General features: G+C 61.8%; 18 protein-coding genes and 1 pseudogene. 5 read left to right on the top strand and 14 right to left on the bottom strand.

Annotated features, from left to right (window positions below; genetic code table 11):
• Positions 1–27 precede the first annotated feature (27 nt).
• Complete coding sequence (locus NLM32_RS39805; RefSeq protein WP_254134114.1) at positions 28–2,316, top strand: restriction endonuclease; 2,289 nt, start codon at positions 28–30, stop codon at positions 2,314–2,316.
• 603 nt (positions 2,317–2,919) lie between these two features.
• Here NLM32_RS39805 and NLM32_RS39810 read toward each other — a convergent pair.
• The 8 genes and pseudogenes from NLM32_RS39810 to NLM32_RS39840 all read right to left on the bottom strand — a co-directional run bounded on the left by NLM32_RS39810 (position 2,920) and on the right by NLM32_RS39840 (position 10,553).
• Entirely contained in the window at positions 2,920–4,167 is a 1,248-nt protein-coding gene (locus NLM32_RS39810; RefSeq protein ID WP_254134115.1) for a type II toxin-antitoxin system HipA family toxin, read from the bottom strand.
• Entirely contained in the window at positions 4,164–4,466 is a 303-nt protein-coding gene (locus tag NLM32_RS39815) for a helix-turn-helix domain-containing protein (protein WP_254134116.1), read from the bottom strand. The genes NLM32_RS39810 and NLM32_RS39815 overlap by 4 nt, the downstream gene beginning before the upstream one ends.
• Before the next feature lie 491 nt (positions 4,467–4,957).
• Positions 4,958–5,284: a hypothetical protein gene (locus tag NLM32_RS39820; RefSeq protein ID WP_254134117.1), complete on the bottom strand. Its 327-nt coding sequence runs from the start codon at positions 5,282–5,284 to the stop codon at positions 4,958–4,960.
• Between the two features lie 134 nt (positions 5,285–5,418).
• Positions 5,419–6,774, bottom strand: a complete 1,356-nt coding sequence (locus NLM32_RS39825; RefSeq protein ID WP_254134118.1) for an integrase arm-type DNA-binding domain-containing protein — start codon at positions 6,772–6,774, stop codon at positions 5,419–5,421.
• A gap of 731 nt (positions 6,775–7,505) precedes the next feature.
• Positions 7,506–8,183, bottom strand: coding sequence for a hypothetical protein (locus NLM32_RS39830; RefSeq protein WP_254134119.1), 678 nt, complete (start codon positions 8,181–8,183; stop codon positions 7,506–7,508).
• A 30-nt stretch (positions 8,184–8,213) separates the two neighbouring features.
• Positions 8,214–8,326, bottom strand: a pseudogene (locus NLM32_RS46465) (transcription elongation factor); the annotation flags it as partial.
• A 12-nt stretch (positions 8,327–8,338) separates the two neighbouring features.
• Positions 8,339–9,103 (bottom strand): class I SAM-dependent methyltransferase, encoded by a 765-nt coding sequence (locus NLM32_RS39835; protein WP_254134120.1) that lies wholly within the window; start codon positions 9,101–9,103, stop codon positions 8,339–8,341.
• A gap of 301 nt (positions 9,104–9,404) precedes the next feature.
• A complete protein-coding gene (locus NLM32_RS39840; protein ID WP_254134121.1) occupies positions 9,405–10,553 on the bottom strand; it encodes a DUF3047 domain-containing protein in 1,149 nt (382 codons plus the stop codon).
• Between the two features lie 192 nt (positions 10,554–10,745).
• Between NLM32_RS39840 and NLM32_RS39845 the strand changes: the two genes are divergently transcribed.
• Positions 10,746–11,783 (top strand): AraC family transcriptional regulator, encoded by a 1,038-nt coding sequence (locus tag NLM32_RS39845; RefSeq protein ID WP_254134122.1) that lies wholly within the window; start codon positions 10,746–10,748, stop codon positions 11,781–11,783.
• An 8-nt stretch (positions 11,784–11,791) separates the two neighbouring features.
• On the opposite strand, the gene greA is transcribed toward NLM32_RS39845, so the two are convergent.
• From greA to NLM32_RS39860, 3 genes are all read right to left on the bottom strand, one after another.
• Positions 11,792–12,274, bottom strand: a complete 483-nt coding sequence (gene greA / locus NLM32_RS39850) for a transcription elongation factor GreA (protein WP_254134123.1) — start codon at positions 12,272–12,274, stop codon at positions 11,792–11,794.
• Positions 12,275–12,467: 193 nt separating this feature from the next.
• Positions 12,468–12,947, bottom strand: a complete 480-nt coding sequence (locus NLM32_RS39855; protein ID WP_254134124.1) for a hypothetical protein — start codon at positions 12,945–12,947, stop codon at positions 12,468–12,470.
• Positions 12,948–13,094: 147 nt separating this feature from the next.
• Positions 13,095–13,451: a hypothetical protein gene (locus NLM32_RS39860; RefSeq protein WP_254134125.1), complete on the bottom strand. Its 357-nt coding sequence runs from the start codon at positions 13,449–13,451 to the stop codon at positions 13,095–13,097.
• A 645-nt stretch (positions 13,452–14,096) separates the two neighbouring features.
• On the opposite strand from NLM32_RS39860, the gene NLM32_RS39865 reads away from it, so the two are divergent.
• A complete protein-coding gene (locus NLM32_RS39865; RefSeq protein WP_254134126.1) occupies positions 14,097–15,641 on the top strand; it encodes a heme peroxidase family protein in 1,545 nt (514 codons plus the stop codon).
• 548 nt (positions 15,642–16,189) lie between these two features.
• On the opposite strand, the gene NLM32_RS39875 is transcribed toward NLM32_RS39865, so the two are convergent.
• Complete coding sequence (locus NLM32_RS39875) at positions 16,190–16,708, bottom strand: hypothetical protein (RefSeq protein ID WP_254134128.1); 519 nt, start codon at positions 16,706–16,708, stop codon at positions 16,190–16,192.
• 230 nt (positions 16,709–16,938) lie between these two features.
• Positions 16,939–18,486: an acetolactate synthase large subunit gene (locus NLM32_RS39880; RefSeq protein ID WP_254134129.1), complete on the bottom strand. Its 1,548-nt coding sequence runs from the start codon at positions 18,484–18,486 to the stop codon at positions 16,939–16,941.
• Positions 18,487–18,851: 365 nt separating this feature from the next.
• Here NLM32_RS39880 and NLM32_RS39885 point away from each other — a divergent pair, with 365 nt between their 5' ends.
• Both NLM32_RS39885 and NLM32_RS39890 read left to right on the top strand, forming a co-directional pair.
• Positions 18,852–19,427 carry a L,D-transpeptidase gene (locus NLM32_RS39885; RefSeq protein ID WP_254134130.1) on the top strand — a complete coding sequence of 192 codons (576 nt, stop codon included), beginning with the start codon at positions 18,852–18,854 and terminating at the stop codon, positions 19,425–19,427.
• 83 nt (positions 19,428–19,510) lie between these two features.
• Entirely contained in the window at positions 19,511–20,317 is an 807-nt protein-coding gene (locus NLM32_RS39890) for a DUF2927 domain-containing protein (protein ID WP_375143613.1), read from the top strand.
• A gap of 129 nt (positions 20,318–20,446) precedes the next feature.
• Here NLM32_RS39890 and NLM32_RS39895 read toward each other — a convergent pair whose 3' ends face one another.
• Positions 20,447–21,574: a threonine synthase gene (locus tag NLM32_RS39895; protein ID WP_254134132.1), complete on the bottom strand. Its 1,128-nt coding sequence runs from the start codon at positions 21,572–21,574 to the stop codon at positions 20,447–20,449.
• Positions 21,575–21,584: the final 10 nt, after the last annotated feature.

A 21,584-nucleotide genomic window follows, 5' to 3' on the forward strand; every position in this document is an offset into this window, starting at 1 on the left:
GGCAATAGAATCCCCCAAGCTTTGCGCATGTCCACTTATGACTTCACCCGCTTATCGGCCTTCGACTTCGAAGAGCTTATCCTCGACCTCTTGCAAGCTGATTGGGAGACGAGCCTCGAAATCTTCACGCCTGGGCGCGACGGCGGGGTCGATCTGCGTGCCTTTTCCGAATCCAAAGAAGAAGCGATCGTGCAATGCAAGCACATGCCCAACACGACGTTCGCCAAGCTGCTCGCTCATCTCAAAACGGAGGAGCTGCCGAAGGTCCGCGCGCTTGCGCCTAAGCGTTACGTTTTGGCCACATCGCTCGGCCTGAGCCCGGCGAATACCAAGGCGCTCGTTACGCTTTTCAAGCCCTACCTCAGACGACAGTCCGACGTATACGGCCGGGACAGAATAAACGCTCTTCTCCGCCGCCACAAAAAGGTTGAGACAGCCAACTTCAAGCTTTGGCTGACAAGCACCGCTGTGTTGCAACGCGTGCTCCACAATGCGGAGCATGTCCAGACCCAGTTCGAGGTTCGTCTTGTTAGCCGCAAGGCACCGCTTTTTGTCCAAAACGACGCTTTCCCGCGGGCGCAGGAAATACTCGACGACAGCCGCGTCGTCATCATCTCCGGTGAGCCCGGCATCGGCAAGACAACGCTTGCCGAGATGCTGCTTTTTGCTCACCTAGAACAAGGCTTTCAACCCGTCGTGATCGAAGGCGAGATCGACGAAGGAAAGCGCCTATTCGAGGCCAATACTAAACAAATCTTTTACTTCGACGATTTTCTCGGCGAAACGTTCCTTCCTGAACGGCCCGAGCTCCTCGCCAAGAACCAGGACTCCTCGCTCGTGCACTTCATGGACGCCATTCGTGCCACGCACGCGAGCCGGTTTATCCTCACGACCCGAGAACACATTTTGCGGACGGCATTGAACGCGTCTGAAAAACTGCGCCGCAGCTCGATCATTGCGGATAAATGCTTGCTTGAATTACGCGATTACTCCCTCGGGCAAAAGGCGCGTATTCTCTACAATCATCTCTATTTCAGCGACTTGCCTTCCGACTACAAGCTGGCCATCTTGCAGAACGAATTTTATTTCGAGGTTATTCGACACCGGAATTTCAATCCTCGTCTCATCGAATGGCTCTCCGGTTATGCGCGGGTGAAGACCGTTCCCGCCCACGATTATCAGAGACATGTCCGCGCTCTCCTCAACAATCCCGGGGAAATCTGGGCCCACGCTTTCGACAATCAAATCTCAGAGGCGGCACGCAATGTTCTTTTCATGATGGCCGTCCTGTCGTGGAGCGCCGCAACGGACGTGCTATACGCTTCTTGGCAAGCGCTGCACCAGTTCAAATCAAGGAAATACAACTTTCCGACAAGGGCGAACGACTTCAAGCGCGCGCTAAATGAGCTGGAGAGCTCGTTTATTCAAATATCCGACCAAAGGGTCAGCTTTCTCAATCCATCCATTCGTGACTTCGTGCAGTCCTTGTTTCAAAGCGACGGTGATTACGCCCGGGATGTCATCGAATCGGCAGACCGCTTCTCGCAGATCCGCAGCCTTCGCGATCTGCAGCAAGCCAGCAACGGAATCGCTCTGACCGAGGCGCTGGCGCCCACTCCACCTGTTATTCAAGCACTTACACGGCTCATCGGAGCGCCGCACGTTCGCTGGCACCGGGAAGCGAATGGCAGCCTTACGGGCACGTATCTCGACGATGCACCTGACACTCGCTTAAGAACCATCATCAAGTGGGCGGAGGAAACGAAGTCTCGCGACTTGCTCTCCATCTTGACGCTCGGCTACGAGCACCTGCAAAAAGGTTTAAGCTTCTTTATTCCTAGCATCCTCGACGTGCTTCGCGCGCTCGAAACCTCCCCATGGGTCTATGAGCACGGCGGAGCAGAGCTTCATCGCGCCTTGATGGATAGGATTCTCGATAACCTCTCAAATGCACGCAACTACGACTGGCGATCGCTCTTCGACTACCGTGCGGCTTCACCACCTTGGCCAAGCGATGACGAAGCGCGGTTCGGCCTTGAATATCAAGCCTATCGCCGGCGAGGCGTCTATGACGAGTTCGCTGATTGCCAGGAGCTCGCCGACCTCGAGAGCATGCGAGACAGCCTTCGCGACATACAGAAGTCTCACCGACAAGTTTTCAAGACCGTCATTAAAAAGCTGAATGTCGCGATTGAGCGAACGCGAAAGTCAATGGATAATGACAGCGATGACGATTACCAACCGATTTCCGAGAGCAAGCGCTCCCCCCCCGAAAACATGGATGACGTACGTCGGCTGTTTGGAAGCCTCGTCTAAGAGCTGGAATGTTTTATCCAAGCTGCTCCAGAACCAACTACAAGCTAAGCGGACGCCGAGAGCTTGGGGGTGGCGACAAAGGCGGCTTCTCTCTTGCCGATATTCCCATCGGGACACATCTCTATCGATATTTCAGCCTAGACCTGCCGCGCCCGGATTTGCCGAATGTTGAACGCCCGTATCGGCGACTCCTATCAAGGCCGGCGCACCGCGCGCAGTCTGCATACCTTTGGACCTCTAAGGGCGGCTTGATTTCTGATACAGATAGATGAACGTCGAAAGAACTTGTCGGCCCGTGCTTAGCCCGTCGCAACATTTTGCGCAGTGGCATGAACTTGGTCGTTATCGGAAGCAAGCCGGACGTAGTCACCAGTCAATGGCCCTCGTCAAGCCGCCACACCACCTTGGTATCACCGGCGCAATTATTCGTCGTGATGCGAGCTCCATGCTGATGCACGCGGACAACGACGCTCCAAGCGGCTTCAGTCATACAGACCGACTTGTCTTGCGACTCGCAGCGACCCCCGATTAGTCGCTTTGGGCGATCAGCGCTTGCCAAGCCCAGCAATGCTCGCGAACGAAAGGGCAAAAGAGATTTGAGACTTAGCTAGGATCCAGAACCAGGCTCATCTCGCGGATTTTTGCATCGATCTTTTCGAGGACAGCCGCGGGAACAACATCCCGCTCAGGAAGGTTCCACCAAAGATCGTTCACCAATGAAACAACTTGCTTGACGGCCGAGATGACGGCGGGATCGGGCAGCCGCGCCCGGTTGGCAAACTTCCGCCAACGATCTGGAGTAAGTGCCTTGAAGGACTTCTCGCCCCCCAATGACAGCGCCATGTCGTCTTTTGGAAAATATGCCGTGGTCGACAGCACGTCGTACACCGGGGCGATGGCGGGAGTGCAACCATCGCCCGGATAGATCGTGGACCAATTTTTTAAGTGCATGTCTCCGTTCCCGACAAGCGCGGCAAGAGCCAGGCGGCGAACAAATTCGAGTGCGGCATCTGTCGACACCGCGACGTTCAGTGCGGAGGCGATATCGTGGTATGAAGCGTCATCATACTTCTTGGATGGTTGTCGGCCAAAAACCTGCGCAAAGTCTTCGATATGTATCCGCCTGCCTTCGGGGCACCTATCGAAACGCTTCACCAACAGAACTTTACCGGTCGAGAGGGTATTGAACTCTTCAGGAATTTCCTCGAAATCGGATTTTTCAACAAGCTCTCGTTGAGGCACATCCATACCGAGAGCCTCCGAGAGCGCCAGGATGGCGAACTCATTTTCCGATAACCCGACAAGATTGGTTGAAGGGAATTTCGCAATGTACTGACCCTGCTCGTCGCCGATGGACAAGGTCAGCCCGCCCGCCCTGCCCGTGTTCTTCATCACCGAGAGCTTCATCTGAACTCCGGCCAGAGAAAAACGAGCTTTGATCACATGCAGATCGTCTTGAGCAGCTCTCGTGGTGGTGCCGTCGCTGGGCACAACGCGCACGGCGCCCGGCAAGTCCGTGCCAAGCGCCGCCAGCAGGTCGAAATCGTTGCCCGGCCTGACCGCTCCTGTGTGGTGCTTTTCCATTGCCTCGCGGAGCCTGTCCTCAGGCAACATGTTCGCGAAGAACGCCGGCAAGACGTGCGCCGCGGGCTTCGGATCTTTGCGAAGGCCGCCATCGGCGGAGCGCAACGAAAGGCTCAAGATCGGAGGCCGTGCCATGGCTCGATAGGCCGGATCGAGGCTGAAGGCGTTGAAATCGCCCGGCGTGCGTACGAGCGTTCCGACCTTGAGCTCTTGAAGGAACACGTCGAGCGATGGGATAGTGTGGGGGGCGCGGACTTGGACACTCATTCATCACCATCCTTATCGGTGGTGAAGGCCGGTCGGTCTTCGTCGTCGGAAGGGCGAAGCAGAGCATTGACGCCCGGGACCATTGCTTGTGGGATCAGCATCAACTCCATACCCAGCGCGCGCGCGACGTTGATCAGGGTCGTGGCACGCGCGGCGGCCGCGCCCTGCTCGATATCACGGTAACGAGGCCTGGAAATCCCCGCTCGTTCAGCCACCTGCTCTTGAGTCAGACCCGCTTGTTTCCTGGCATCCCGGAGGAGCCGTCCCAGCTGGAAGGTGGCCTCTGAACCGCGCTCCATGGTCTGTATCCGTATCTTTCGTGAAATAAAGATACGTATACATACCTTATCCAAATGGCTGCATCAACTGGAATGTTCTGTTTACATATCTTTTCAGAAAAAAAGATCCGTAAAGGTACTATTTAGGGCGATGGATTAAACGGCCCAGAAAGGCGGCCCCGTCGCCGTCGGAGCGCTTAGGCGGGTAGCCGATGCGCAGCCGGTGAAGCTCCGCAGGAAAATCCTCGTCGCACCGAGACAACTGCCGGATCGTATTGTCGGCAAAAAAACCGGCCCCGAAATCCAAATCAAAGTGCAGATGCTGTGAGGGCAATCTCGGTCCGGTCATCCAGGACGAAATTGCCGATTCCGAGCGCTGGCAGAGATGCGCATTTCGCGTTCTTCGGCGAACCGTCCTGCATCCTTCAAGTAGACGTACGCGATCGGGCTGGACACACAATGAGGCCGCCTTGCAGGGCAGATGCAATCCGAGTGGCCTCAGAAGTTTTCTACTATTCGCATTGATATCCAATCCTTCGACGCGCAATTGACGTGTTCCAACGCAACATGAACCAGAGCATGATGGTCGGATCGGCAGCACTCGGTTGACAAAGCTCGGCGACCGCTTTTGCTGATCTTGACTTTCTGCCGGAGAGCGAACGGGCGACAACACAAGAACCTCGCTCGAATCGTGAGTTGACGACGGGCCAATCGAAGGAGACGCTCCGCACCATGACGCGACCTCGGAAGAACCGTGGCATGCCGCCGCCTGCAACGTTCGATATCGATTCGCTGCCGGGCAGCTCCAATTTAACGGCTTTAGAGACGGCGGCCGTCATCCGACGCACGCCTGGAGCTCTGGAGTTATGGCGGCGCAATCCCAACCACCCGCTAAAATGGCGCTACGTGGATGGCCGCCCGCTTTACCGCGTTGATGCGGTGCGCAACTATCTGGCCGGATGCGATAAGACGACTAATTCGCCGCAGCCGCATAATGCTCGCGAAGACGCCCAAGCAATTCGGCCTTGATGGGATCGAGCGGATTCGTCCGCTGCAGTCGCACAATCTTGCCCGAACGTTTCGCGCCGACCAACTCCGCGATGTAGTCATGCGCAGCTTCGAATGCCATCTTGCGGATGATCCATTGTTCGTCATGATTGTAGACTTGGTCGATTCCTCGCGGCTTTTGCCCGACACACAACCGCTGGATTTCGTTGTCGTAGCCGCAGCGTGACATGACGGTGCGCAAGCTGCGCCTTAGGTCATGCATGGTAAACTTGGCGACCCCCGCTTCTGTGACCAGGCGATCGACCATCTTGGTGAAGCCCGACATCCGTCCGCCGGTCTTCGGTGAGGGGAAGACATAGTCCGACGTCGCACGCTCGAAATGTTTCGCGGCCGTCAGCACCTCGTCGACAAGATGGGTGCGCGGCACGTCGTGGTGCAGGCCCATCTTAGTCCATGCCGCATCGAACGTAATGCGGTCACTCATGACGTGATGTTGCCACTCGATCATTGTTGGCTCACTGCGGCGCGGGCCGCCGAGTAGGCACATCCGTGTCAGCAGCCCAAACGCTCCGAGCTTGCCGGTGGTGTGCCAGACTTTGATGATCTCCTCGTCGGTCAGCGCCCGCCCCTTCGTTCGACGCCCCACCCGCTGCGCACGCGTCTCCTTCGGCGTGCGATAGCCGGCAAGCACGTTGTGTTCGACATAACCTTCGCCAACGCACCATTCGAGGAACGTGTGTGTGTGCTTGCGCAAGTCCTTGGCCGCGCCGCGCTTGCCTGTCTTGGCGATGTTGTCGACCCCCGCCATGATTTGCCGCCGCGAGAGCTCAGCGATCGTGAGGTCGAAATGATCTTTCAGACCGCGCCTGAGCGCCGACAGGGCCGGCTTCCAGTTGACGACTTGGCGCCCGGTCAGGGATGTTTGGTAGGGGCCATCTTCAACGATCAGGGTCGACAGTGTGGTGCGCTGCCGTTCGGCCAACGCTTGCCGCTTCGCCTCGCGTTTGGCTTCATTGGGATCGACCCCGATGACTACCTCGCCAGCAACAACGGTGGCGGCCTTGCGCGCGGCCTTCTCATTGAATTTAGGCCATGCACCCAGCGTCTTGCGTTGGGTGCCTTTCGTCCCAGGCTTTGTGAACATAAAAACCCAAGTCCGGCCACCAGTCGCACGCATCCTAATCGCGAGCCCCGGCTGCTCGGTGTCGTGCAAATAGTGCTGCGACTTACCCGGCGGCAGAGTTGCCAGACGGATCGCCGCATCGGTGAGTCTCAGGTAGTTCGTCGCTCCTTCAGCTCCCTCTTTTTCGCTCTTTTCCATCGTTCTTTCCTTGCTCCTTGCGCCGTGAGCTAGGTGAGGCGAGACCCACCAACCCATTTCCCCTGCGCTCCCAATTTCCGTGTGCCCCATGGGAATTTCTCCGGAGGGCTCAGCTGGGACACACAAAATGTAGTAAGGCCAGCAGGGGTAAAGGATGGGCCAATATGGCCACAAACCCTTATTTTACAGAGGTTTCTACAATACAACTATGGCTAGATTGGGTTGGCTGAAGTCTACAGTTTGTGGTTCACACGGGAGAGGTCCAAGGTTCGATCCCTTGTGCGCCCACCATGCTTCGCCAAGCGGCTTCGCATGGCGCAGCCACTTCGCCAAAAGGCTTCGCGTGGCGCAGCCACGCCCAATGATGGCGAAGCGTGTCTGGCATAGCTCGAAGAGCGTAGACGGACTGGGGCGTCTTGCTTCCGCTCCGTCGAAATCTCGAAAACAACCCCATGCACAGTAGCCGGCGTCAGCCGGACAATCGGGCTACGACTTTTCCGAATCTCCGCTTGCTCCGTCGGGCAAAACAGGGGCATGATGGCACCATGAGGAGGATGTCCCCTCGTCGTCATTGCGAGCGTAGCGAAGCAATCCAGAGTCTGTCCGCGGAGGGATTCTGGATTGCTTCGTCGCATTAGCGCAAAATTGCTACGCAATTTTGTCGCGAGCTCCTCGCTATGACGGAGCAAGGAGCGAGACCGCGCCGGTTGACGCGCACGCGACCTCAAGCCTTAAGCAGCCCGAGCCGGCCGCCAGGCCGCATAGAGACCGACGAGGGTCCCGATGGCGACCAGCGCGGCCGCCAGCAGCACCTGCAATTCCCCATCATCGGTGGCGCCTACCGACGCCACGAGTCTGGTCACGACGACGAACAGAATGCCCACAGAGGCCGCCGCACCCACGCTGAGATAGGCGAGCTCCCGCGTCAGGTTCCGGCCGAGAAGTCCGATTGCCGTGAAATACATCGCGCAAGCGTTGGGATGAACGAACAAGGCAATTCGCGCGTAAGGACCGTAGGCGTCGAGGAGTGACTCACACCGGCTCAGTGCAGCTTTCGAAGCGACCCGCTGCAAGAGCGGTCTGAAAAAACGCGCCTGTCCGTAGCTCAGAACGGCGCCCACGATGATCGCCAGCCACGCCGCAATAAAGACGGAGACATCCGCGGGCTTCGGATTGAGTGCCACGGACATCAGGATGAGGGCGGTCCCGGGAAAATAGCCGAAATACGGAAAGACCGCCTCCAGAAGCACGCAGACGAAGATGAAGACCGGAAACCAGGACGAACCGGTCGCGTCCTGAACGATGGCGTTCAAGTCGAACAGGTTCGTCTTGTACAGGACGAGGTACATGCAAATGGCCAATCCGGCCAACGCGTAAAACGGCAACGCTCCCGACAGAAACTGTCTCATCCGACCATCATACATGGATTCGCGGAAGGGTCGCGCCGTGCGCAGCCGCGCAGCCAGATAACGAGGTCACGAAAGCACACCGCCAAACGACGGCGCCTTTCGTTGACATCCTCGATCCGCTGCGCGACCTCGTAGGCCTTCCGCCTGCGCCAGCCTCACGCCGACGGAAACGGATTTGCGGCCTTGGTGTATTTGAGCGCGCCGATGCCAAAGCCTTCCTGGCTGCGGTTCTGGATGAATTCCTTGTGCTCGTAGTGCGGCGACAATTCGCGCCACAGCTGCGGGACGCCGCCGGCCCAGGCGCTGGTGTTGCCGCTGGACTCGCAGATGTCGTGGAACAGGATGATGCCGCCCTCGCGAACGAAATGCCGGTAGCAGAGAAAATCCTGCTTGACGCCTTCGTAGCGGTGATCGCCGTCGATGAACAACGCGTCGATCAACCTGCCATTGAGAAACTTCTCGACCCGCTTGACGGTATCGTCCGCGTAGGACGGCATGTCGAAGAAGGTCCATGACTGCTTCGGCGTCGCAAGCAGCTTCAGCATTTCCTTGTTCTTCACGTGGAGATCGATGCAGATCATCGTCTCCATCGTCGGAAGAAATCGTCCGAACAGAAGGGACGTTCCACCATTCAGCGTGCCGATCTCAACCACGAGCTTCGGGGCGGACGCTGCGATATAGTCGAGGGCCGACGAGATCTCCGTCTCGATCTGGCAGGAGCCCGTGCCCATATGCTGCTTGGTGAAATCGATAACGTCCTGCACGCTCGATCCGCGCTTGTACTCGCCGATGATCTCGTCGCGCTTTTGCGTGTTGAACTTGAGGCGTAGTGCGGGTCCACTGTCGGCCAGACGCTTCTTGATCTGCCTGACCGCGAGGACGGCAGGATGAAACTTCAGTTCCGTTAGTCGCTCATTCAAGGCCTTGCTCAAGGACATTATCGAACCTCAATTCACTGGCGTGTTTGCCCGACAGCTCCAAAGCTAAGATCGTTTCAAATTAGGGGCAACTTAAGGTTTTCTCTTGACAGCAGAATGAACCGGCGAGCCGGCATCGCGGGGACAATCGCAAGAAAATCCGGAGTTCCTGGCGACGTCGCTTACAGCTTCTTTGATCAGAAACTTCTCGACCAGCGCACGAATGACATCGCCCCAGTCTTCGGACCGGCGCATCTTCGCCACAATGCGACACATCGGAGAGAGGCGCCGTCGGGCGTCTCGCTCAAATCTTGTGCATGACGTTGTCGCCGGTGGTGACCGTGATATCGGCGTAGCGACATGCGCCGTGGCGGCGCTGAAACGGTGCGACCGCGAGCAGCCAGATTTTCGCGATGGCTTTCGCCGATCCGCCGATATGGGCGGCGTAGTCTGACGCCACGTCGCGTTGCTGCGCTTGCCAGGTTCCGAGGTCGGTCTTCCCGGAACGGACGATCATGTGCGTCTCGATCGCAGTCCAGGCGGGCAACGGACACCGGAAGACCTTGCCCTCCGGCAGGTGTTCGCTCCAGATGTATGTCAGATCCTGCCCGTCTTCGAACTTCACGCCGATCGAAAGATAATCGTGGGTCGCAGCCTGGTCCTCCGCGACGACCGATGGCAGCTGATCGATCTTCCAGCGCCATGCAAGGCGCGGACGGGAGGCCAACGGAAGCGACAGCGGTCGCTCGATGATACTGACATGGCCCGTGGTGTCGCAGACGATCTCGCCGTCTGCGCCCTGATTGAAGATTTCCTGTCCGCCGCCGAAGCCGAGCAGGTTCGACCACCCCGCAGGCAGCTTGCCGCCGCGCTCGAGACGCGCGAGCTCGGACTTGAGCAGACCGCCGACATCGCCATGCGCCAGCAGGCTCCTGACGCCGACAGCCGCATCTCCGCGCCACAGCAGGGCAACGCCGCTGATCGCGACGTCCGCCTTTCTGTAGATCTCTTCCGGCGTTCCCAGCGCGCCGTCCTCATTGGTCCATTCCGCGGCCGAGCGCGCGACCTCGATCGGTCCATCGTGGGCGGCCGTCATGGTCCCCGTGTCCAGCATCGGATTGTACATCGGCCGCAGCCCGCGCGTGCGCGCGTGGAAGACCAGGCCAGGGCCGAACCAGAGATCGTGGTCGCGCGACAGCCACATGCGACCACCCAGGAGGAACGTCACCTGCTGGCCGCGCGCCGCATCGAGCCCGAGATCGGTCCATGGCAGATCGGCGCCCTTGATCTCGAAGGCCTTGGCGGCGAGCAGCTCCGCCGAACTCGCCTTCGCAATGAGAGCCTTGATGCCGCTCACGACATCGACTTGAACGCCCTGCTCCGCCGCTCGCGCTGTTCGCAGCGCCGGGCCGGCAAAGGGAAGCATCAGGCCGAGCGCCGAGGCACGCCACATGGCATCGCGTCGGGAAATTTTCCCGGCTGGAGACGAGAAGCCAAGACAAGCAAAGCACATGCATTCCTCCCTGCCCCACCGCGACGCGGGCGTTTGGCCGTAGTCCATCGGAATTCGGATGCTATGCTTTCGCGCCGAATTCAGCCTGCCATGACGCGCCGGCCCGGCCGCCGATTTGGCGCGAGAGGGCAGATGCAGCAGACCGGTTACACGCGCGCGAGCACGCTTGGTCCGATCGCCGAGGTCGTGACGGCGGCCGGGGGATCGATCGAGCGGGTGTTTCGGCGCGCTGATCTTCCGCTCGCCTTGCTGGACTCGCCGGACACGCTGTTGCCGCTGCGCGATCATTTCCGCCTGTTGATGGTGACCTCGCGGGAATTGCACGACGAGGTCTTCGCGGCGCGGCTCGGTCGCCAGACGTCGATGGCAGGCCTCGGCGTTTTCGGCAGATGGGTGGCGCAGGCACCGACCTTGCTCGAGGCGATCCAGCGCGCCGGAACCAGCCTGCCGCACATGCTGCAGAACGCCACGCAGCTGGTGGTCCGCCGACACGGCGACGAGATTCACTGGTCCTATGAAGTATACGACCCGGCGCGCGACGGGCGCCTGCAGAACGAGATGCTCGCGATCTGGTACATGATCGCGGTCGTCCGGCATTTTGCCGGCGCCCGGTGGCGGCCTGACAGAATCATCCTGAGCGGCCTTCCAAGCCGACTGCGATGTCCGACCAGCGCCTTGATGGGTACCGACACGGCGATCGGCAACGCCGCCAGCGCGATCGTGTTCGATCGGCGGCTGCTGACTTCCGTCAATCCGGATCTCGGACAAGGCGATGGGCTGGCCGCGAGCGAGCTTGGACGCATTTTTGATCTGCCGGATCCGGAAGACCTGCCGCGCCGTCTCTCCGTGCTGATCGAGCTGGAGCTGCTCGATCGTCGTCCGACCCTCGCACGCATCGGGGCTCGATCCGGCCTCGCGAGACGAACGCTGCAGCGCAGGCTCAGCGCCGCCGGACTGAGCTATGGCGACCTGCTGCGAAACGCGCTGCAGCGGCGGGCCGTGAGACTGCTATGCCAGACCGACCGGTCGATCGGCGACATTGCGGCCATGCTCGGCTATGACGACCCCTCTCATTTCAGCCGGGCCTTCGAGCGCTGGAGCGGTGTTGCTCCCACCCGTTGGCGGCGCCTCCTTGAACCGCGCGCGCGGCCGGAGACTTCAAGCTTCTGACCGCATCCTTACGCGATCTCGACGAGCTCGATTTCCTGCGCGCCCGCCCCCACGACGTCGCCGACCGCCTTGCCCATCAGCGACTTCGCGACCGGAGATACGAACGAGATCGACCCCGCCTTCGGATCGGCCTCGTCCTCGCCGACGATGCGATAGGTCTGCACGCGGCCGTCGGCGCGGCTGAACGTCACCGTGCTGCCGAAGGCGACGACATCGTTCGACGCCGGATCGGGAACCAGCTGCGCCGTACGCAGCCGTTCGGTCAGGTAGCGCGCATCGCGCAAGGGCACCGCCGACTGCCGGCGCTTCTCGTTGACGTCATCGACGGCTTGCGCGGCTTCATAGGCCTCGCGCGCCTGCTGGAGCTGCGTCTGCAGCGCCTGCAAGCCGGTCGCCGTCACGAGGTTCGGATGTGGCGAGATCGGGCGATCCGGCAACATCGTCTCGGCGGCGGTCTCGGCGCTTTCTTCTTTGGTAAAGGCGACGCTCAATTCGAATATCCTGTCGAACAGTTTCGGAGCATGGAATTAGGTTCGATCGGCTGCCAAGGTAAGTGGGGCCGCGGCACACAACGAGGCCGGAACCCCTCACCCGGACCGCATCTTCGATGCGATCCGACCTCTCCCTGCGGGAGAGGTGTACGAGTTCTCGGCTCGCATCGATCAAACCAAATTCCGTCGATCCTTATATCTCAAGTTCGACGAAACGGCGCAGCTTGAAGACGAGGTCGGGCAGGGCCTGGCGGAACCGGGTCGCGTTCTGGAACGTGGTCGAGAACGGCGCGAAGGTGATCATCGCGTTCCAGTGCCGATAGCCGTAGACCGTCACCGAGACGCCGGTCGCCGGAAAATCCTCGATCTTGCGCAACTCGCCGAGCACGAGATCGGCAATCGCCTCCGCCGGCAGAAGCCGCTTGCCGTCCGGCGTCAGGGGCGGGCTGGGCGCAACCGGCTTCGGAGCCACCACAGCCTGATCGGACGCATCCTGGAGCTTCGGAGATTCCGCTTCCGGAATCTGCGCCAGTTCCGCTGTCGGTGCGTTCGCCGGCGCGACCGGCATGAAGTCGGCAAGTGGCGGCGGGCTCGCGGCCTCTGCGCGCTTGTTGCCTCCCAGGATGCTGCTGATCATGGCCACAAGGCCAGCATCCTTCGCGTCGTCACTCATCACGGCTCCCCCCGGCTTGGCCCAGTCTAACACCGGAACCGCAGACCGCCACGGGGTCAGCCGATCAGATCATGCCATGCTCCTGCATGGCTCCCGCCCGGTTCCGCCGCGGCGCAAGACGGGAGCCCGTCGCGCCGCGGCGATCGGTCACTGCTTCTCGAACGGAATATATTGCTGGTACTGCTTCGGCACGGAGCTGCGATAGCGCGCCGGGACGGTGCCGGTGTCGACCGAATGGTCGATCTCCTGCTGCCGCGTCATCTTCTTCTTCGCAGGCTTCTTCTCGGCACTCTTCTTTGCGCCGGCCGGCGCCGTCGCATTGTCGGTGGTCGCAGCCGGCGTGGAGGTTGCAGCCGGCGCAGTGGTCGCGGCAGGCGCCGTCGTGGTGGCCGCAGCGGCCGGCGGCGTGCCGCCTGCGGCGGGCGCGCTCTGCGCCAGCACGAGCGGTGTCTGCATGATGAGTGCCAGTGCCGCAGTCGCAGCCAGCAAATATGATTTTTGCATCAGAACCTCCAAAATACCTGATCCCCAATGACGGAAGCGTAGTCCCGTGGGATCGACGCGTGCAAGTGAACCGACGATAGGCGGGACCCCAGCTGCAAACTGTGGCCGAGATCACATGTCTCGCCAGGCCTTGTCTCACCAGGCTTTGGCCCACGACGGCTTGGCGCATCTTAGGCCCATGCCGAACGCGGCGCACGCGCCGATGTCAGGACGCTTACGACAATGTGTCAGGTGAGTCCCGGCGCGCGTCGGCGCATGCGAGGTTGTGCCATCAACCTGCACAACTCGATCGCGCAAGCACGCGATGATTAAAGAGGCGGCGTGCGCACGCCGCTACAATTTTTACGCGAGCACGATGTTCGCTACGACGAATCGCGTTGCAGATTGGGTCGGCGAAGCTGACGTTGCTTCGCGTCGCGATTTTCGATGACGAGAATGTTATCCGGCGTCGATGCGGGAAAAATTTGCAAAGTGCATCCGCAGCTTGATCGCAACGATCGCGCACGGAACCGCGTCGACATCACGCAATGTGTGAAGCAGCACATTGCGACGCCAGATTCCGCGATCTAGCCTCACATGCAAATTATAATACAGACAACTTTAGCTTTAGTTGCTTGTCGTCGTAACTTTTCATGGAGGTACTTTATGAGCAGTCGTCACGCCATTACGCCGCGCGGCCTGAACGTCACCCGTTCGCCGCTGTCACAAGGCCGCTTCGGCCGCATGTTCCGCAATCTGACACCGGCGAAATTTGGCCCGACCGAGGCCGACAATGTCGCAAATCTCTCGGCGCTCGCCGACAACATGGTCGGCGATTTCGACCCGCCCAAAGACGGCCCCGATGCCGAGGAGAGCGGAATTCCCTCGCTCTACACCTATTTCGGCCAGTTCATCGATCACGACATCACCTTCGATCCCGTGAGTTCGCTGACCAAGCAGCAGGATCCGGACGGGCTCATCGACTTCCGCACGCCGTCGTTCGACATGGACAATGTCTACGGACGCGGGCCGAACGACCAGCCCTACATGTACGACAGCAGCGGCAAGTTCCTGCTCGGTGAAACCCTGACCGGCACCGGCGTATCCAACGCCAGCGACCTGCCGCGCTTCAAGGGCCGCGCCTTGATCGGCGATCCCCGCAACGACGAGAACAGCATCGTCTCGCAGTTTCAGGGGCTGATGCTGCGCTTCCACAACCGCATGGTCGACGACAATGACGGCATCCCCTTCGAAACGATCCAGCAGCGCGTGCGCTTCCACTATCAATACGTCGTGCTGAACGACTTCCTGCCGCGCATCGTCAATGCCGGCGTGCTGAACGATCTCAGGACCGGCGGCCAATACGATCGCAGCAGGCTCGCCTTCTATCACTGGAAGACGTTCCCATACATGCCGGTCGAGTTTTCGGTGGCGGCCTACCGGCTCGGCCACTCGATGATCCGGCCCGGCTATCGGCTGAACGACGCCGACAACATGCTGCTGCAGATCTTCCCCGATCCCAACAATCCCGACACCAACGCGCTGACCGGCTTCCGCGCGATGGGTCCGGGACGCGCCATCGACTGGGGACGGTTCATCGACATCGACACGCGCGCCTATGGCGTCGAGGACGACAGCACCAACGCGGACAACAAGCGGCGCCTCCAGTTCGCCTATCGCATCGACACCTCGCTGGTCGATCCGCTGCGCAAGCTGCCGCCGGAGGTCGCCTCCAATCCGTCATCGCTGGCGCTTCGCAATCTCGAGCGCGGCTGGCGGCTCGGGCTGCCTTCGGGCCAGGCGGTTGCCAAGGCGATGCACCTGACGCCGCTGACCGACGAGCAGATCATCATCGGCCGCGCCGTCGACAACCCCGACCCGGCGGGCGATCCGCAAGTTCCGATCGCCTCGATCGCGAACGGCGTGTTCAAGGGCAATTGCCCGCTCTGGACCTACATCCTCGCCGAAGCGCGGCAGTTCCAGACCGCGGTCACGATCCCGGCCACCGGTGCGCCGGCGGGCGGCATCAACACGCCGCAACTCGGCCCGGTCGGCGGTCGGATCGTCGCCGAAGTCTTCCTCGGCATGATGTTCGGCGATGCCTCCTCCGTGCTGTCACTGGACCCGAACTGGGCGCCGGTGACGGGTCCCGATTTCCGGCTGAAGGATATCGTGACCTACGCGCTGGGTGGCGGTGCTCCGCTGCACTGATCTGCCGACGCTTGACGGACAAGGCCGCTCGCCTCACGCGGGCGGCCTTTTCCGCTCAAAGCGTGATGAAACCAGGTTCCCGGGCTGTCCTATCCCCGACGGGAAGACGCCTCAATAGCAGGGCGGATAGGGGGCGTATCCACAGGTCCTGCGGTAGCCATAGGCTCCGTAGGCTCCATAGGCCGCGGCTCCGGCCGCCGCCGCGCCATAGTAGGCTCGCCGATGCACCCGGCGATTGACGCCAGCTACGCTCATCGGTGTGAGCGGCCGCCCAACTCTCGCTTGCGCACTGTCGAGGGATACGGATAGCACCGTCGCCGGCGAGTAACCGGGCGACAACGGAACGACTGCAAAGAGCGCAGCCGCCGCCATCAATCCAAGAAGTCTGGCATTTCGTGTCATGTTGCTCTCCCTGTTAGGCGATGGTCGAACACGACGTGACACGACGCCTCGCGTCGCTCCGTTGATATGAATCAATGGGAACCCATAACAGGGCCGAGGTCGCCGCCCGGCTCCAGGAGCGGCGCCGACGCGCCCAAGTCCACGCCCTAACGCGCGGACCCGAGGCCGCTCTCCCTCAGCCGCTCCGCGAACCAGAGCGACTGAGGCTGATCGAGGAGGCCGCCGACATAGACCTCGGACATCGTCACGTTGTGCTTGTCCAGCACCAGCAGCACGCCGATCCAATAGGCGAACCAGACATGCGCGTCGGTCATCGCCATCAGCTTGTGCTGGTCGTGCTCGAGCGAGGTGTGATTGCTCGCCTTGCGGATCTCGACGGTGAGCAGATTGTTCGGGATCTCGCGCTGGTGCACGACAACGTCGGGGTAGATCGACTTGCCGAGATGATCGTCGGTCGAGATGATGGTGCCGTGCGGCAGACGCAGCGTGCGCTCGCCGAGCCGATCGTAATTGCAGTCGACCGCCCAGCCCGAGAACTGGCGCTCGATATAGACGGCGAAGCGATGCGTGATCGCACGCTCGCCGAGATCCTTCTCGAACAAAAATCCTTCCTGGGAATAGAAGTCCCGGAGCGCCGCGATCACCTTGTTCAGCTCGGTCTGCATCGTGCCTCCGGGCCCATCATGGTGAGCATTCCGTTGCGCCGCTATCAAACCCTCATGGTGAGGAGCGCGGAACGCGCCACACCATCAGTGTCGTCCCGGCGAAGGCCGGGACCCATACCGCGAGGTCAAACGAGTGCACACGGTTGTGCGTACCGGACCCCTAGTCTTCGCCAAACGTCTCCCTGGGGTTATGGGTCCCGGCTTTCGCCGGGACGACGTGAGGAGAGAGCCTACATCAGCACTTCGATCAGCCGCGGCCCCGGCTCGGCGACGGCTTCGGCCAGCGCCTTGTTGAACTCCTCGGCATTGGCGACGGCGCGGCCGGGCACGCCCATGCCCTTCGCCAGCGCGACGAAATCGAGCGTCGGGCGGTCGAGCCTGAGCATGTCGTTGGCGCGCTGGCCGGGTTCGCCGGCGCCGACATTGTCGAACTCGCCGCGCAGGATCTGGTAGATGCGGTTGGCGAAGACGATGGTGACGATGTTGAGGTTCTCGCGGGCCTGCGTCCACAGCGACTGGATCGTGTACATGGCGCTGCCGTCGCCGACCATGGTGATGACCTTGCGGTCCGGACAGGCGATCGCGGCGCCGATCGACAGCGGCGTGGAGAAGCCGATCGAGCCGCCCATGTTCTGGAGCCAGTCGTGCGGCGCGGCCGCCGCGGTCGGCGGGAAGAAGCCGCGGCCGGTGGTGAGGGATTCGTCGACCATGATCGCGTTCTCGGGGATCGCGCATGCGATCGCCTGCGCGATCGTGGCGAAGGTGAGCGCGCCGGTCGGCTTGACCAGCTCAGCCGGGGCGTGCGGCTTGACGTCCTTCGCGCTCGCCTTCACGGCGCCGGCCAGCGCTTCGAGCGCCGCGACCGAATTCTCGCCCCAGGAGGTCATGCGATGGACGTCGCAGCCCTCCGGCTTGAGCATGCTCGGCTTGTTCGGATAGGCGAAGAACGCCACGGGATCATCGGACTCGACCAGCACGATGTGACGGAATTTCGCCAGCATCGGCAGCGCGTTCTCGATGACGTAATGAATGCGGTCGATCGAATAGCGGCCGCGGCCGCGCGCCATTTTCGGGCGGAAGGTCGGGCCCATCACGGTGCAGCCGGTCTTGGCGGCAATGCGCTCGGCCAGCGCCAGGCCCTGCTCGCTCAGCGCGCTGCCGGTCATCAGCAGCAGCGTGCCCTCGCCGTCACCGTGCAGGATCTTTGCGGCCCGCTCGACCGCCTGCGGCGAGTAGCTGGCGCGCTGCTGCTCGGCCGGCACCTCGGCGATGCCGTCGGCCTCGTTCCAGGCGGTGTCGGCGGGCAGGATCAGCGTCGCGATCTGCCCCGGGGCGCTCTTGGCGGCGGCGATCGCGGCGGCGCCGTCGGCGGCAACCGATTTGGAGTTGGGCGAGGTCCGGACCCAGGACGACATCGGCCGGGCCAGCCCCTCGATGTCGGAGGTCAGCGGCGCGTTGTAGTCGATGTGATAGACGGCATGCTGGCCGACGATGTTGACGATGCCGGAATTGGCCTTCTTGGCGTTGTGCAGATTGGCAAGGCCGTTGGCGAGGCCGGGGCCGAGATGCAGCAGGGTCGAGGCCGGCAGGCCCTTCATGCGGTAATAGCCATCGGCCGCGCCGGTCACCACGCCCTCGAACAGGCCGAGCACGCAGCGCATGCCCGGGACGCGGTCGAGCGCCGCGACAAAATGCATCTCGGAGGTGCCCGGGTTGGTGAAGCAGACGTCCACCCCGCCCTTGACCATCGTCCGCACCAGGCTTTCCGCACCGTTCATTCTGTCTGCTCCCGCAACCGGCTATTTTTCAGTAATCCGTCCGGTCAATCATTGTTCGCGAGCCCCGTCAAAGCAATAGCCGGCATCGCGGCCCTGCCCCGCAGGGCGACCTGCCGGTTTGGCTAACGCCCCGTTCCGATCGAATCGGAACGGGGCGTTAGATTCTTGTTTTGACGGGTTTTCTTGATGCGAACCGGCATCCAATTCGCTTGCAAACGTTCTGATGCTTTCCGGCGAACCAGCGTGGTTGCCGATTTGCTAACGCCGATCGCCGGGCATGGCCCTCTCACGGGGCCGTGGCTTGCGAAATGCGCGCAAATATGGCCTCTGGCTTCTGTTGAATCGATTTTTTGCTGGGGGAAACAATGACCCGTTTTTTTGCCGCGCAGGTTACCGCAATGGCGCTCTTGCTCGCTGGCGCTGCCGACGCGTCCGCGGCCGGAATGATAGACTTCACGGGCACCAGCTCCACCGGCTTTCTCGGCGGCGGCTCGAGCCCGATCCCCCGCACCACCGTCATGTACAACGGCAATTATGCCCCCGGCACGATCGTGGTGAACACGGCCGAGCGCCGGCTGTATCTGGTGCTCCAGAACGGCCAGGCGCTGCGCTACGGCATCGGTGTCGGCCGTGACGGCTTCCGCTGGGGCGGGGTGCACAAGATCACCGCCAAGAAGGAATGGCCGGAGTGGACGCCGCCGTCGCAGATGATCGCCCGCCGGCCGGACCTGCCGCGCCACATGAAGGGCGGCATCGAGAATCCGCTCGGCGCGCGCGCGATGTATCTGGGATCGACGCTCTACCGCATCCACGGCTCCAACGAGCCGGAGACGATCGGCCAGGCGGTGTCCTCCGGTTGCTTCCGCATGACCAATGACGACGTCACCGACCTCTACGGCCGCGTCGGGGTCGGCACCACCGTGGTGGTGCTCAACAACTGATCGGCCGGAACCGGCGGGGCGCGTGAATTTGCGGACTTGTGTGCGCCCCGCGAATACGGCAGCGTTGCGCGACGATGAGCGCAATGAACTCGGCCTCGCCTTGCCTCCGCATCGCCCTGGTGGCGCTCGCAACGCTCAGCTGTGTGCCTGACACCGCTACCATGGCGAACGCCGGCGAGTTGCCCGCGATCGCCTCGCGCCAGCGCGCCGAGAAGAAGAGCTTCACCGACGCCGAGATCGTCGACGGTTTTCTGAAGACCGCCTTCGGCGCCGAATACCATCTCGCCGGCCGCGTCGACCGCATCCGCAAGTTCGACGCCCCGGTGCGCGTGTTCGCCGAGACCGACCGCGCCGACCGCAAGGCGCAGCTCGCAAAGGTCGTGGCCGACATCGGCACGCGCGTGCAGCATCTCGACATCGCGATGACCGCGACCGCCGAAGCGGCGAATGTCCGGGTGAAGCTGGTACGCGACCGCGACCTCTATCGCACCATCGCGAGCTTCTACGGCGCGGAGAAGGCGCGCGAGATCCGCACCTCGCTCGATCCGCAATGCCTGTCGGGATTCCGCAAGAACGACAATTTCGAGATCGAGCATTCCGACGTCATCCTCACCGTCGACAATGGCGACTTCACCTTCCTCGACTGCGCCTATGAGGAGCTGCTGCAGTCGCTAGGTCCCATCAACGACACCGCGAGCGTGCCGTGGACCATGTTCAACGACAATGTGTCGATGGGGTATTTCGACATCTACGACCAGTACATCCTCAACCTGCTCTACGATCCCCGCATCAAGCCCGGCATGACCGTGCTGGAGGTGAGAGCGGTGCTGCCCGAGGTGCTCGCCGACGTGCGCGCGTGGGTGAAGCGGGTGAATGAGTTGAAGGAGTGAGGTCTTACCCTCCCCTGGAGGGGGAGGTCGTAGGATGGGTAGAGCGAAGCGAAACCCATCAAGCTCCGCCACAGACGAAAGTGATGGGTTTCGCTGCGCTCTACCCATCCTACAAGTTCATCGCTCGCCCTACCCCACGAGATCCGCAACCGTGGTCGCGGCCTTCAGCCCGGTGCCGGTGAGGACCGCGACCGTGGTCTCGTTCGCCTTGATGATCCCGGCGGCGGAGAGTTTCTCCAGCGCGGCGGCCGCACTGGCGCTGGTGGGCTCGGCGAACAGGCCCTGCCGCGCCAGACGACGAAGCGCGGCGACGATCTCGTCCTCGGTGAGCGCGACCGTGCCGCCGCGGCTCTCGCGCAGAGCAGCGATGATCTCGCGCAGCCGCAGCGGAGACTTGATCGCGGTGCCTTCGGCGATGGTCTTGTTGACCTCGCGCGCCACGGGCGTATCCACGCCGGCCTTGAAGCTGGCATCGATCGGCGAGCAGTTGAGCGGTTGCGCGGCGAACAGGCGCGGCAGTTTTGCAATCTGCCCCGCCTTCAACAGCTCGCGGAAGCCGAAGGCGCAACCGAGCAGACTGCTGCCGGCACCGACGGGAACGATGACGTTGTCGGGCGCGCGAAAGCCGAGATCTTCCCATATCTCATAGGCGAACGATTTCGTGCCTTCGAGGAAGAACGGCTGCCAATTATGGCTGGCATAGAAGGTCTGGCTCGACTGCCGGATGGCTTCCGCCTCCGACTCCTCGCGCGGGCCCTCGACGAGCTGCACCTCGGCGCCATAGGCGCGCACCTGCGCGATCTTGGCCGGGGAGGTCGAGGCCGGCGCCAAAATCTTCACACGCATGCCGCCGGCGGCGCCAAGCCCCGCCATGGACGAGCCGCCATTGCCCGAAGAATCCTCCAGAATGGCGTTGACGCCGATCTGCCGAAGGAACGACAGCATCACCGCCGACCCCCGGTCCTTGAAGCTGCCGGTCGGGTTGAACCATTCGAGCTTGAAGAACGGCCGCAAATCGCCCGAGACCTGCTGCACCAGCGGCGTGCAGCCCACGCCGAGCGAGATCGGATCCTTGATCTCCACCGGCAGCGCCGCGCGGTAGCGCCACAGCGACCGCGTACGGCCGTCGATGTCGTCGCGCGAAATCCCCGCCCCCGGCGTCACCAGCAGCGGCGTGCGCTCGTCCGAGCACCAGCGCGGCTCGTGAAACGGATAAAGCTTTCCATTGCGGGGATCGATGTAGCTGGCGGCAGACATGACGCACTCC

It is taken from the genome of Bradyrhizobium sp. CCGUVB14 (assembly GCF_024199935.1).
Taxonomy (GTDB): domain Bacteria; phylum Pseudomonadota; class Alphaproteobacteria; order Rhizobiales; family Xanthobacteraceae; genus Bradyrhizobium.

What these genes read in the sequence shown, in the direction of transcription:
- NLM32_RS39805 (WP_254134114.1), top strand. Translation starts at nt 28, where the DNA reads ATGTCCACTTATGACTTCACCCGCTTATCGGCCTTCGACTTCGAAGAG.
- NLM32_RS39810 (WP_254134115.1), bottom strand. Translation starts at nt 4,167, where the DNA reads ATGAGTGTCCAAGTCCGCGCCCCCCACACTATCCCATCGCTCGACGTG.
- NLM32_RS39815 (WP_254134116.1), bottom strand. Translation starts at nt 4,466, where the DNA reads ATGGAGCGCGGTTCAGAGGCCACCTTCCAGCTGGGACGGCTCCTCCGG.
- NLM32_RS39820 (WP_254134117.1), bottom strand. Translation starts at nt 5,284, where the DNA reads ATGACGGCCGCCGTCTCTAAAGCCGTTAAATTGGAGCTGCCCGGCAGC.
- NLM32_RS39825 (WP_254134118.1), bottom strand. Translation starts at nt 6,774, where the DNA reads ATGGAAAAGAGCGAAAAAGAGGGAGCTGAAGGAGCGACGAACTACCTG.
- NLM32_RS39830 (WP_254134119.1), bottom strand. Translation starts at nt 8,183, where the DNA reads ATGAGACAGTTTCTGTCGGGAGCGTTGCCGTTTTACGCGTTGGCCGGA.
- NLM32_RS39840 (WP_254134121.1), bottom strand. Translation starts at nt 10,553, where the DNA reads ATGTGGCGTGCCTCGGCGCTCGGCCTGATGCTTCCCTTTGCCGGCCCG.
- NLM32_RS39845 (WP_254134122.1), top strand. Translation starts at nt 10,746, where the DNA reads ATGCAGCAGACCGGTTACACGCGCGCGAGCACGCTTGGTCCGATCGCC.
- NLM32_RS39855 (WP_254134124.1), bottom strand. Translation starts at nt 12,947, where the DNA reads ATGAGTGACGACGCGAAGGATGCTGGCCTTGTGGCCATGATCAGCAGC.
- NLM32_RS39860 (WP_254134125.1), bottom strand. Translation starts at nt 13,451, where the DNA reads ATGCAAAAATCATATTTGCTGGCTGCGACTGCGGCACTGGCACTCATC.
- NLM32_RS39865 (WP_254134126.1), top strand. Translation starts at nt 14,097, where the DNA reads ATGAGCAGTCGTCACGCCATTACGCCGCGCGGCCTGAACGTCACCCGT.
- NLM32_RS39875 (WP_254134128.1), bottom strand. Translation starts at nt 16,708, where the DNA reads ATGCAGACCGAGCTGAACAAGGTGATCGCGGCGCTCCGGGACTTCTAT.
- NLM32_RS39880 (WP_254134129.1), bottom strand. Translation starts at nt 18,486, where the DNA reads ATGAACGGTGCGGAAAGCCTGGTGCGGACGATGGTCAAGGGCGGGGTG.
- NLM32_RS39885 (WP_254134130.1), top strand. Translation starts at nt 18,852, where the DNA reads ATGACCCGTTTTTTTGCCGCGCAGGTTACCGCAATGGCGCTCTTGCTC.
- NLM32_RS39890 (WP_375143613.1), top strand. Translation starts at nt 19,511, where the DNA reads ATGAACTCGGCCTCGCCTTGCCTCCGCATCGCCCTGGTGGCGCTCGCA.
- NLM32_RS39895 (WP_254134132.1), bottom strand. Translation starts at nt 21,574, where the DNA reads ATGTCTGCCGCCAGCTACATCGATCCCCGCAATGGAAAGCTTTATCCG.